This window comes from Candidatus Acidulodesulfobacterium sp. H_13, assembly GCF_048541835.1.
In the GTDB taxonomy this organism is placed as follows: Bacteria; SZUA-79; SZUA-79; order Acidulodesulfobacterales; family Acidulodesulfobacteraceae; genus QIJE01.
This window is the reverse complement of the sequence record NZ_JBLEOY010000001.1, coordinates 509,242-521,153: the sequence shown is the minus strand read 5'-3', so window position 1 is coordinate 521,153 and position 11,912 is coordinate 509,242. Positions and strand designations below refer to the sequence as shown.

Here is an 11,912-nt window from a genome sequence, read left to right as displayed (position 1 = left end):
ATGAAAACTGAGGTTGCCGTTATAGGTGCCGGTCCCGCCGGATCGTCCGCCGCATTAGCTCTGTCTGAAGAAGGCATTTCCAATGTCTTGATCGATAAAAAGAATACCGTGGGGACCCCCGTTCAGTGTGCCGAGTTTGTCGGTCTCAATATAAATACTTATGTAAATTTAAGCAGCATCCCTTCCGCAATAAGCCGAAGCATTAGATTTACGGATATAGATGTCGGCAGCGATGTTTACAGGTTTGACGGCAGGGGATATATGTTAAATCGGGATGTTTTCGACCGATATATAGCGGACTCCGCCGTTAGAGCCGGAACGAGCCTGTTAACCGCTTCAAGGGTATTTAATATAGACGGACGGAAAAACTCTATCGATGTTTTAGATCTTAAGGAGAATAAGCCGTCGAAAATTTATTATGATTATTTAATAGTCGCGGCGGGTCCGCAAAGTACGTTATCCGTTATTCCGAAAAACCGTTCCTATATTTTTGCCGCGCAGGTCAAGGTTAATCTTTTAAAAGGGCTTGATTCGGTTATTTGTTTTTTCAGACCTTATATTCCCTATGGATACGGATGGATTTTTCCGAAAGGGAGATTCGCCAACGCGGGTATCGGCATTGAAAAGCCGATATCGAGCATGCCCTTGTCGTTTGCCTTGGATAAATTTCTTGAGGAAATGAGAACCGCTGGGTTTATCGGCACAGAAATAGCCGGAAAAACGTCGGGTATCGTTCCTGTTTCCGGATTAAACGATATAAATACCGGCAATATCGTTCTTTGCGGAGATGCCGCTGGTTTGACACATCCTATTACCGGAGCCGGCATTCTAAGCGCCGTGATATCGGGAGAACTGGCGGGTAATTATGCTGCCGAAAGCGTAAAAACGTCTAAGAATTTGCTGAACGATTACAGGGAGGAAATCGAATCCGTCTTTAAAAAGCCTATGCAGATTGCTTTTAAAAAGAGGTCGGTTTTGTATCCGTCCATGACGGATACGCGAGGTATAAACGATAAAATAAAATATTTGTGGCCTTCGTTTGACGAATATTATTGCAAAACGTGAGGTTCGGATAAATTTGGATTAAAAGATTGTTTTATTATCGTTAATGAGGTAAAATGTAAGAAAAGGATATAAAAAAATTAAAGATAAAAACATGTTATATCCGGAAAAAGTTTGATAAGAGAACGGATATGTGGCGGGTATTATCGCAAAAACCTAATACGGATTAAATGTATAAATGCAATAATTGCGGCGCTATTTCTATAAAGTGGGTAGGAAAATGCCCGGAATGCCTGAGTTATAATACCATGGGAGAAGTTGCAGGGGAGAGAGAGTCATCGAACGTCATTAAGTTTAAAAGAAAATCTCCCGATATTTCTCCGGTAACGATAGCGGATAGTGAAAACTTAAACCCGTTAAACAGAATCAAGACCGGAATAAAGGAGTTTGACTTGTCGGTCGGGTCAGGACTCGTAAAGGGGCAAAGTGTTTTGATAGGCGGGGAACCCGGGGTAGGCAAGTCCACTCTTATGCTTCAGATAGCCGATAGGGTCGCTGCCTGCGGGTTAAAAATCCTTTATATTTCTACCGAAGAATCTTTAGTTCAGATTATTTTAAGGGCAAAAAGGCTTAATCTTTCCTCTAAGACATTGTTTTTTCAGTCCTTAAACGAAATAAACGAAATACTTTACTTCATTGAAAACGGTGGATATGATTTTATAATAATAGATTCCATACAAAGAATAACGGTACCCGGCTCCGAATCGGCTTACGGCAGCGTTAACAGGTTGAGGGAAATTGCGCACGAGATAACATCCGCTTGTATAAAGAAGAATTGCGGGGCATTTTTTGTATGTCATGTTAACAAAGAAGGCGGTATTGCCGGTCCGAAAACTTTGGAGCATATAGTTGATACCGTTTTATATTTTGATTCCGGCAAAAGGGATTCGTACCGTGTTCTAAGATGTTATAAAAATAGATTCGGTTCTACCGACGAAATAGGCATTTATGAAATGTCCGAGAATGGATTGAAGGGTGTTAAAAATCCTTCGGCGTATTTTATATCCGAACGACAGACCGATTCCCCGGGTTCCGTAGTTACGGCAAGTTTAGAGGGCACAAGGTCTATGCTTGTCGAAGTGCAGGCATTGGTTGTTCCTTCATATATGCCCGTTCCGAAAAGGGTTTGCCTCGGGATAGACGGTGGAAGGATTTCTATTATTGCCGCTGTTTTGGAAAAAAAAGAGGGTATAAAACTTTCGTCTAAAGAGATTTATGTTAAAATATTCGGAGGGATTAGCATACAAGAGCCTGCAATAGATTTGCCGGTTGCCGTTTCCATTGTTTCAAGTTATATGGAGAAGCCGTTGCCTTACGGTTTTGTTGCGTTTGGAGAAGCCGATTTAACCGGTGAGGTTAGGGGGGTTAAGAATTCTGTCGTTCGAATAAAAGAGGCTGTCAATATGGGGTTTACCGATGTTTTATTCCCGCAGTCTAACTTAAAGGACGTTAAAAACGTAAAGAGTATAAACGGCATAAACCTTCATCCGATTTCCAAGTTAAAAAAAATTATTGAATATTTGACATAACTAAAATAAAATGGTAAAGATGGATTTTTGTAGTAATCGATTAATAAATAAATTTTTTTAAAGAGATTTAATTTGCAAAATATTTCGCAGAGTTATATAGAGGATGAATTACGAGAGGTAGAAAGTCGGTTTGAAGCATATCTTTCAACCGAAACGCCATTAATTCACAAGGTGGCAAAATATGTGATTTCAAGCGGCGGAAAAAGAATAAGGCCTATGCTGCTTATAGCGGCTTCAAGAATGTGTGGATATAAAGACCGCTATCATATTTCCTTGGCCGCCGTGATAGAATTCATTCATACCGCAACGCTTCTTCATGACGATGTTGTGGACAATGCCCCGTTAAGAAGGGGCAAGTCGTCGGCGAATATTATTTTTGGAAACGAAGCGGCGGTTCTCGTGGGGGATTATTTATTTGCCAAATCTTTTAAAATTCTTTCTGCTTTTAATAATTCCGATATCATAAAGGCATATTCCGATGCTACGACGCTTATAGCGGAGGGCGAGGTTAAAGAGCTTGTTAAAACGGCGGATATTAAGACGACCGAAGAGGATTATTTAGATATTATAATAAATAAAACTGCCGTTCTTTTTGCCTGCGCTTCACAGGTGGGTGCTATAATAGCCGGCAAAAGTAACGATTATATCAAAAATCTTTACGATTACGGTTTAAATATCGGCATTGCGTTTCAGCTTATGGATGATGCCCTGGATTACACCTCCGACAAGGAGTTCGGCAAATTTATAGGTAACGATTTAAAGGAAGGCAAGTTCACCCTCCCGTTAATTCATACCATGAGGAAAGCGGACGACAAGGAGAGAGATATTATAACGGAGATAATTTACAAGAAAAAACTAACGCGGCAGGACCTTAAAACGGTTTTGAGTTTCATCAATGATTACGGTTCGATAGATTATACCGCTTCAAAGGCAAAAGACGCCGTTGAAAAAGCAAAAAGAAACATTGATATTTTTCCCGATTCTGAATATAAAACAAGTCTGATTAATATTGCAAATTACGTAATAGAAAGGAAATTATAAATTATGAATGATTTCATTTTTAAAGAAAATGAGCTTTATTGCGAGGATATTCCGGTTAGAGAGATTGCATCCAAGGTCGGAACTCCTTTCTATCTATATTCGCTTGCAACCCTAAAAAGGCATTTTAATGTATTTAACGAAAGTTCTAAGGTTTTAAATTCTATTGTTTGTTATAGCGTAAAGGCTAATTCCAATATAGCTATTCTAAATTTTTTGTTTAAAATGGGTTGGGGGGCGGATATCGTTTCCGGCGGAGAGCTTTTCAGGGCAATTAAGGCCGGAGTAGATACAAAGAAGGTTGTGTATTCTGGTGTGGGAAAAACTGAAGCTGAGATAGAATTTGCTCTAAAATCCGATATATTAATGTTCAACGTAGAATCGTTAGCCGAGGTCTTCCTTATTGATAAAGTTGCCGGAAAAATAGGTAAAAAGGCAAGAATTTCCTTTAGGATTAACCCTAACGTCGATCCCAAAACGCATCCCTATATTTCTACGGGACTTAAGAAAAATAAATTTGGAATCAACATAAAACAAGCGTTAGTCGCGTATGAAAAGGCGGAAGAATTGAGCAATATCGATATTGTAGGGCTTGACTGCCATATAGGGTCGCAACTTACCGAGATATCTCCGTTTAACGATGCAGTGGGAATTATAAACAAACTGCTTTTAAAAATTATTGCAAAAGGCATAAACATTAAATATTTAGATCTGGGCGGGGGTCTCGGTATTACGTATGAAAATGAAATGCCCCCGCACCCTTCTACCTATATGAATTCTATAAAAAAAATATTGGCGGGCTACGACGGGCAGGTTATATTTGAACCGGGAAGGCTTATTGCAGGGAATAGCGGGATATTCGTTACAAAGGTAATACACAACAAGGATGCCGGCAGTAAAAAATTTGTTATAGTGGACGGCGGTATGAACGATTTACTTAGACCGGCACTATACGATGCTTACCATGAAATTATTCCCGTAATTAAAAAAAGCGGCGCTAAGCTTAAGGTTGATATAGTCGGCCCCATATGCGAATCTGCAGATTTTTTGGGTAAGGATAGGGTGATGAACGGAGTTGAAGAGGGTGATTTGCTTGCCGTATTTAGTGCCGGGGCTTACGGTTTTTCTATGTCGTCGAATTACAACTCAAGACCGAGGGTCGCAGAGGTGCTTGTAGATAAAGATAGATTTTCTCTGATAAGGCGTCGGGAGACATATGAAGACCTGATAGATAAAGAGATAATTCCGGATTATGCATAAGTAAACTTGAAACAATAAGCAATGCAATATTATTAATATATTTAGCACAGGAGAGTCGTTATGTTCAAGGGAGTTTTTACGGCTATCGTTACGCCGTTTAAAAATGGCAAGATTGACGAGAAAGCCCTCAAAAAATTGATAGAGTTTCAGATAGAAAATGGCGTGGGCGGAATCGTAGCCTGCGGAAGTACCGGTGAATCTGCAACCTTATCCTTTAAAGAGCATATAGAAGTTATAGAGATAGTATCTGAATCTGCTTACGGTAAAATTAAGGTCATAGCCGGTACGGGTTCAAATAATACTGTAGAGGCGGTCCGTCTAGTAAGAGAGGCGGAAAGGTTCAAGATAGACGGGCATTTACAAATTGCTCCATATTATAACAAGCCTACGCAGGAGGGTCTTTATCTCCACTTTAAAACGATAGCGCAAAACTGTTCCATGCCGGTTATTCTTTACAACGTTCCCTCTAGAACGGCGGTGAATATTCTTCCCGAAACGGTATTAAGGCTTGCGGAAATAGATAAAATAGTCGGAATCAAGGAGGCCAGCGGTTCCATAGATCAGGCTACCGCTATTTTAAGAAAAGCCCCCGAGAGATTTTGCGTGTTGTCTGGCGACGATGCCCTTACGCTTCCCATTATTTCAGTCGGCGGGCACGGTGTTATTTCTACCGTCTCCAACGTAGCGCCGAAAGATATGGTTTTCATGACGAATTATGCCCTCGAGAATGACTTCAAGTCCGCTAAGGAGATTAATTTTAAGATTCTTCCATTAATACATGCGATGTTCGTAGAAACAAATCCTATCCCGGTCAAGAAGGCTCTTAATATTATGGGATTTATAGAAAATGAAATAAGGCTTCCGTTATCGGAACCCCCCGCAGCAATAGTGGAAAAAATCAGGACCGTATTAAAAGAATACGGAATATTATAATAAAAATTTATGAGTACAATCATCGACGGAGTCAAAATGAATGTAATAGTATGCGGTAGTAAGGGCAGGATGGGCAGCGCCATAATATCTCTTATAGCCGGTTATGATAATTTATCGTTTATCGGGGGAGTAGATTCGTCTTATATTGGGGACGAGATAACATCCGAACACTCAGACAGGTTTTTAACGCTAAAAGAGGCGCTTCTTTTGACAAAAAAGATAGAAAATAGAGTAATAATAGATTTTACTTCAAGGAACGCGTCCATGGCTAACGCCGAAGAGGCTGCGTCGCATAACGTTCCGATAGTCGTAGGTTCCACCGGATTTTCCGCAGAGGACGTTAAGATTATAGAGGGATATGGAGAGCGTATCCCCGTGGTTTTATCCGGCAATATGAGTCTTGGGATTAACGTCTTATTAAACGTAGTATATGAAGTTTCTAAATATTTGGGCTCGGATTACGATTGCGAAATAATAGAAATGCATCATAGAAGAAAAAAGGATGCCCCCAGCGGGACCGCCAAGATGCTTGCTGAGTCTGTTGCGAAACAGAGAAATGTCGATTTAAGTGAAAACGTTGTTTTCGGCAGGTGCGGTGATATAGGGGAGAGAAAAAAAGACGAGATAGGTATTTCATCGGTCAGAGCCGGGGATATAATAGGCGAACATAAGGTTATATTTGCCGGTAACGAGGAAACCATAGAGGTGTCGCATAAGGCGATATCAAGAAATAATTTTGCAAGAGGGGCCATAAAGGCTGCCGTTTGGATTGGCGAAAAGAATAAGGGATTTTACGATATGAGGGATGTTCTGGGGTTAAATAAAAATGGATAAGACGAAATATATTTTTATTACCGGCGGCGTCGTTTCAAGCTTGGGGAAGGGTGTAGCCGCTTCTTCCATAGGAACTCTTCTTGAAGCGAGGGGTTTCAATATTACCATACAGAAGTTAGATCCATATATAAACGTAGATCCCGGAACGATGAACCCCTTTCAGCACGGAGAGGTATTCGTTACCGATGACGGAGCGGAGACAGATCTAGATTTAGGACATTATGAGAGATTTACGTCGCTTTCGCTTACAAAAAAGAATAATTTAACAAGCGGTAAGGTTTACGATACCGTTATTAATAATGAAAGAAGGGGTCTATATCTGGGCAAGACCGTTCAGGTTATACCCCATATTACAGACGAAATAAAAAAGAATATAATGGAAGCCGCGGACGGCAAGGATATCGTAATCGTGGAAATAGGCGGAACGGTTGGGGATATAGAGAGTCTTCCGTTTCTTGAGGCGATAAGGCAGTTTAAATTGGATAAGGGCAAAGATAATGTATTATACATTCATCTTACCCTTGTTCCGTTTATTAAAACCGCCGGAGAATTAAAAACAAAACCCACCCAGCATTCGGTAAGAGAACTGAGGGCGATAGGGATAGAACCTTCTATCATAATATGCCGGGCGGATAGGATTTTACCCCAAGATATTAAGGCGAAAATAGCGTTATTCTGTAACGTGGAAGAGGGAGCGGTTATTACCGCTAAGGACGAGGATAGCATTTACGACGTGCCGCTTGCCTTGCGCAGAGAAGGACTCGATTCTAAAATAATAGAATATTTAAATATATGGGCGAGATCCCCGGATTTAAGCGAATGGGAAAATATATCAAATACAATAAAAACACTTAAGAATTCTATAACTATCGGTATTGTCGGTAAGTATGTCAACCTTAAGGAGTCGTATAAAAGCCTTAACGAAAGCCTGATTCACGGAGGGCTCGCTAATAGTATTAATGTGAAAGTAAAATATATAAATTCCGAGGATTTTGAAGGAGATTGCCTTGAGGAAAAGCTTAAAGGGTTAGAGGGCTGTTCCGGTATTTTAGTTCCCGGCGGTTTCGGTCTTCGCGGAATTAACGGCATGTTGCAGACTGTGGAATATGCAAGGATCAACAAAATTCCATATTTGGGAATATGTCTCGGAATGCAACTTTTGACGATAGAGTATGCCAGAAACGTACTCGGGCTTAGAGACGCTAACTCATATGAATTTAACGAAACTACCCCGAACCCGGTAATAAATATAATGGACGACCAGAAGAATATAGGCAATATGGGCGGAACTATGAGGCTTGGCGCATATCCGTGCGTTATATCCAAGAATACCCTTGCATATAATATTTATTTTAGAAACAATAAGGGATATAAGTATATAACCAATGACAAAAACGGTGTCAAATTAAATCTAGACGGCACTATTTCTATAAGCGAAAGACACCGACACCGGTTTGAATTCAATAATAAATACAGAGAGGCGTTTGAGGCTTCCGGTTTTATTTTCTCCGGCGTTTCTCCCGACGGTAAACTTATTGAAATTTGCGAGTTAAAGGACTATCCGTGGTTTATAGGATGTCAATTTCATCCCGAATTTAAGTCTTCGCCCTTGTACCCTCACCCTTTATTTGTAGGATTTGTTGCTGCGGCGGTAAAATATTTCAATGCGTTAAACGGATTGGAGAAATCTTCGCATGCAAAAAATAAGAGGAAAACCCTTGCGTTATAATTTTCCGACCATGAAAACAGCTAATATTTTTGCAAAAGATGATTTAGGGCATTTATTAAACTTCAAATCCAATAATACTTATCCGTTTATCATAGCAGGACCGTGCGTTATAGAAGATGCCGAGACTGCGGATAATATTGCCGGAATCTTAAAGGGCTATTCGGAAGAGCTTAATTTTAATCTTATATTTAAAGCATCTTACGATAAAGCGAATAGAACGTCCATTAATTCCTTCAGGGGTCCCGGAATTGATAAGGGGCTTGAAATACTTGAAGGCATTAAAACAAAATACGGTATTCCGGTTTTAAGCGATGTTCACGATGTTCACGAGATAGAAAAGGCTAAAGCCGTTCTTGATATAATTCAGATACCGGCGTTTTTGTCTCGACAAACGGATATGCTCTTAGAGGCGGCAAAAACGGGGAGAATAGTTAACGTTAAAAAGGGGCAGTTTTTGGCTCCGTGGGATACGAAATATATCGTAGAGAAGATAAAATCAGTTGGAAATAATAAGATAATCTTGACCGAAAGGGGTGTAAGTTTCGGTTATAACAACCTCGTAGTGGATTTCAGGTCGCTGATAGCAATGAAGGAGTTCGGCGCCCTTGTCGTTTTCGACGCTACGCACAGCGTACAGCTTCCGGGCGGTTCCGGTTCCGGTTCTTCCGGAGACAGAAAATATGTTATGCCGCTTGCAAGGGCCGCTTCGGCGGTGGGAGTTGACGGCATATTTTTTGAGGTTCATACCGATCCCCCGCAGGCGTTAAGCGACTCTGCCAATTCGGTTTATTTAAGTTCGTTTAAAGACGAATTAAAAGGTATTTTAGAGATATCAAAGTGGCATGCATGATATATTAGAAACGGCTACGGACGTATTAAAAGTGGAGGCCGATTCGATAATGGCTCTGACGGATAGGCTTGACGAAAATTTTGAAAGAATGATAGATTGTCTCATTGATATAACGGGCAAGGTGATACTTACGGGGATGGGAAAATCCGGCATTATTGCAAGGAAAATATCTTCGACTCTTGCAAGTACCGGCACACCCTCTTTTTTTATGCATCCGGCAGAGGCATCGCATGGGGATTTAGGCGTGATTTCGTCGAACGATGCCGTGATAATACTATCTAACAGCGGCAATACCAGGGAGATAGTCTCCATATTGCCCGCTATAAAGTTTATAGGCGCTAAAGTGATAGGATTTTCCGGAAACAAAAATTCACGGCTTTTTGCGCTGTCGGATTATTTTTTCGATATATCGGTAAAGAAGGAGGCTTGCCCCTATAATCTCGCCCCTACGGCAAGCACTACCGTTCAGCTTGCAATAGGAGACGCTTTGGCGGTTTCTTTGTTGAAAAAACGAAATTTTCTCGAAGAAGATTTTGCCAAGCTTCACCCCGGGGGTTCTATCGGTAAAAAATTTTTGAAGGTAATAGATATAATGCATAGAGGCAATGAAGTTCCGTTGGTAAAAGACTCGGCATTGCTAAAAGACGCAATTATAGAAATGAACTCTAAGAGGTTGGGATTGACCGGCGTTATAGACGATAACCTTTGTCTTTGCGGCATTATCGTGGACGGAGATTTAAGAAGGGCGTTGTTGGGTTCTGCGGAAAATATCATAGGCAGGTCTGTCAGAAATATTATGACTAAAAATCCTAAAACTATTTTGAAAGATACGCTTGCCGTAAATGCCCTGAGAAAAATGGAGGATTTGAAAATTACGTCGCTATTTGCGGTCGAATCTGCGGATGATAATAGGCCGGTGGGTGTTATACATATACACGATATAGTAAAAGCGGGGATAATTTGATCGGAATAAATGTAAATATGCGAGAGAATTATAGGCGCTAACTTAACTTTAAAGGCAAGAATTCATATGAATTACGGAATTGATTCCAGCTTTAAGGACATAAAAATCTTAGTTTTTGATATCGACGGAATTTTGACCGACGGAAGGATATATTTGTCGGAAAACGGGATTGAAATGAAAACATTTTTCGTCCGCGACGGTGCGGGTATAAAATTGGTCAGGGAATCAGGGCTTAAAGTAGGTATGATTTCCGCTAGGATAAGCAACGCCGCTGCTATCAGGGCAAAAGAACTCGGCGTAGATTTTTACATAGAGGGATGCAGAGACAAATATAACGCTTTAGAGCTGATTTTAAAAGACTATAGCATGACCGTTAAAAATTTATTTTATATGGGCGACGATATAGTAGACATTGAGCTTCTAAAATCGGCTGCCGTTTCCGCATCTGTTCCGAATGCGCCGGAATATGTCGGGGCTCATGCCGACATTATAACCGTTAAAGAGGGCGGATACGGGGCTGTAAGAGAGGTTTGCGATATTATATTGGAAAAAAAAGGACTTCTTTCAAATTTTTTAAATAACCTATAAAAAAAATAATGCTTTTAGATCGGCAAATTTTGAGGAAAATAACCCTTATATCGGGTATTGTTTTCCTTCTCATACTTGGATTTTTTTTAATTATTCATTATTTGAACAATAAAAAAGACCTGCTGAATTTTAAAATTTCTAAGGGCTATATAAGTTTAAAGAAGGTCGATTATAAATTTTTTAAAAAGGGCGTTCTCGCCTATGAGATATTTTCTAAGGGCCTAAATTATCGCTCACAAAAAGAGGAGGTTATTAAGCTTAATGGTGTTAATGCATATATTTACGGAAAAAATAAAAAACCTGCATATATTATAACCGGAAAATTCGGGCGCTTAAATACCGTTTCAAAAAATATTATAATTTCAGGAGATGTTATAATAAAATATGCAAGGGGGGTACGGATGAAAACCAATATGATTCGTTTTTTTGTAAAAGAGAATAAAATTATCGCCCCCGGCTATATGGAAATTAGAGGAAAAAACTATTTTATTTCGGGGAAGATGCTTATTATCTATATTAAAAAAGGTATTTTTATATTACGAAAAGACGTTCATTTCATATCTTACAAACATAATAATAAAAATAGCGGGGAAATAACAGGGTGAAAATAAATTCATACTTCTTAATTTTATTTGTTTTTTTAAGTTTTCTTTTTATTTTTCCGGGAGAAGGATTCGGCATTACCAATAAATTGCAACCCGAAACAAATATAACTTCGAACTCATTGAGGGTAAACAATAAAAAAGATACTGCCGTATTTACCGGGCATGTAGTCGTGATCAAGGGGGGTCTTAGAATATTCTCCTCGGTATTAAATGTCGTTTATACGAAGAAACATAAGATTAAAATGCTCGTTGCAACCGGAAATGTGCATATTATAAAAGGAAAAAACAATATTACCGGGGGTAAGGCAGTTTATTACGATAAAAAAGGAATTGTTGTTATAACGAAAAACCCGGTTGCATATGAAGGGAAGAATAAAATTGCCGGAAAAAAAATAATCGTCAATTTTGCTACGGGTATTTCTACCGTTATAGGCGACGCCGAAAGGAGAGTCAGCGCAGTGGTATATTCCAATAAGTCTTTAACCGTTGGCAAATCTTTCGGTAAAAAAAATAGGTAATA

The 11,912-nt window shown here is 39.7% G+C and carries 12 protein-coding genes; all 12 read left to right on the top strand.

The window, feature by feature from the left end:
* Entirely contained in the window at nt 1-1,065 is a 1,065-nt protein-coding gene (locus ACMCNP_RS02580; protein WP_419313426.1) for an FAD-dependent monooxygenase, read from the top strand.
* Between the two features lie 167 nt (nt 1,066-1,232).
* A complete protein-coding gene (radA, locus tag ACMCNP_RS02575) occupies nt 1,233-2,591 on the top strand; it encodes a DNA repair protein RadA (protein ID WP_419313423.1) in 1,359 nt (452 codons plus the stop codon).
* 72 nt (nt 2,592-2,663) lie between these two features.
* Entirely contained in the window at nt 2,664-3,632 is a 969-nt protein-coding gene (locus tag ACMCNP_RS02570; protein ID WP_419313421.1) for a polyprenyl synthetase family protein, read from the top strand.
* A gap of 3 nt (nt 3,633-3,635) precedes the next feature.
* Nucleotides 3,636-4,889, top strand: coding sequence for a diaminopimelate decarboxylase (lysA, locus tag ACMCNP_RS02565; protein ID WP_419313418.1), 1,254 nt, complete (start codon nt 3,636-3,638; stop codon nt 4,887-4,889).
* A 60-nt stretch (nt 4,890-4,949) separates the two neighbouring features.
* Complete coding sequence (dapA, locus tag ACMCNP_RS02560; protein ID WP_419313415.1) at nt 4,950-5,822, top strand: 4-hydroxy-tetrahydrodipicolinate synthase; 873 nt, start codon at nt 4,950-4,952, stop codon at nt 5,820-5,822.
* Between the two features lie 36 nt (nt 5,823-5,858).
* Complete coding sequence (dapB, locus tag ACMCNP_RS02555; RefSeq protein ID WP_419313412.1) at nt 5,859-6,656, top strand: 4-hydroxy-tetrahydrodipicolinate reductase; 798 nt, start codon at nt 5,859-5,861, stop codon at nt 6,654-6,656.
* Nucleotides 6,649-8,385 carry a CTP synthase gene (locus tag ACMCNP_RS02550; protein WP_419313409.1) on the top strand — a complete coding sequence of 579 codons (1,737 nt, stop codon included), beginning with the start codon at nt 6,649-6,651 and terminating at the stop codon, nt 8,383-8,385. The genes dapB and ACMCNP_RS02550 overlap by 8 nt, the downstream gene beginning before the upstream one ends.
* Entirely contained in the window at nt 8,351-9,235 is an 885-nt protein-coding gene (gene kdsA / locus ACMCNP_RS02545; protein WP_419313406.1) for a 3-deoxy-8-phosphooctulonate synthase, read from the top strand. Before ACMCNP_RS02550 ends, kdsA begins: the two co-directional genes overlap by 35 nt.
* A complete protein-coding gene (locus ACMCNP_RS02540) occupies nt 9,228-10,199 on the top strand; it encodes a KpsF/GutQ family sugar-phosphate isomerase (protein WP_419313404.1) in 972 nt (323 codons plus the stop codon). Before kdsA ends, ACMCNP_RS02540 begins: the two co-directional genes overlap by 8 nt.
* Nucleotides 10,200-10,265: 66 nt before the next feature.
* Nucleotides 10,266-10,787, top strand: coding sequence for a KdsC family phosphatase (locus ACMCNP_RS02535; protein WP_419313401.1), 522 nt, complete (start codon nt 10,266-10,268; stop codon nt 10,785-10,787).
* A gap of 29 nt (nt 10,788-10,816) precedes the next feature.
* The gene (lptC, locus tag ACMCNP_RS02530; protein ID WP_419313398.1) at nt 10,817-11,392 is read left to right on the top strand and encodes an LPS export ABC transporter periplasmic protein LptC; all 576 of its coding nucleotides are present in this window, start codon (nt 10,817-10,819) and stop codon (nt 11,390-11,392) included.
* A complete protein-coding gene (locus ACMCNP_RS02525) occupies nt 11,389-11,910 on the top strand; it encodes an LptA/OstA family protein (RefSeq protein ID WP_419313395.1) in 522 nt (173 codons plus the stop codon). Before lptC ends, ACMCNP_RS02525 begins: the two co-directional genes overlap by 4 nt.
* The last annotated feature ends 2 nt before the right edge of the window (nt 11,911-11,912 follow it).

What these genes read in the sequence shown, in the direction of transcription:
- ACMCNP_RS02580 (WP_419313426.1), top strand. Translation starts at nt 1, where the DNA reads ATGAAAACTGAGGTTGCCGTTATAGGTGCCGGTCCCGCCGGATCGTCC.
- radA (WP_419313423.1), top strand. Translation starts at nt 1,233, where the DNA reads ATGTATAAATGCAATAATTGCGGCGCTATTTCTATAAAGTGGGTAGGA.
- lysA (WP_419313418.1), top strand. Translation starts at nt 3,636, where the DNA reads ATGAATGATTTCATTTTTAAAGAAAATGAGCTTTATTGCGAGGATATT.
- dapA (WP_419313415.1), top strand. Translation starts at nt 4,950, where the DNA reads ATGTTCAAGGGAGTTTTTACGGCTATCGTTACGCCGTTTAAAAATGGC.
- dapB (WP_419313412.1), top strand. Translation starts at nt 5,859, where the DNA reads ATGAATGTAATAGTATGCGGTAGTAAGGGCAGGATGGGCAGCGCCATA.
- ACMCNP_RS02550 (WP_419313409.1), top strand. Translation starts at nt 6,649, where the DNA reads ATGGATAAGACGAAATATATTTTTATTACCGGCGGCGTCGTTTCAAGC.
- kdsA (WP_419313406.1), top strand. Translation starts at nt 8,351, where the DNA reads ATGCAAAAAATAAGAGGAAAACCCTTGCGTTATAATTTTCCGACCATG.
- ACMCNP_RS02540 (WP_419313404.1), top strand. Translation starts at nt 9,228, where the DNA reads ATGCATGATATATTAGAAACGGCTACGGACGTATTAAAAGTGGAGGCC.
- ACMCNP_RS02535 (WP_419313401.1), top strand. Translation starts at nt 10,266, where the DNA reads ATGAATTACGGAATTGATTCCAGCTTTAAGGACATAAAAATCTTAGTT.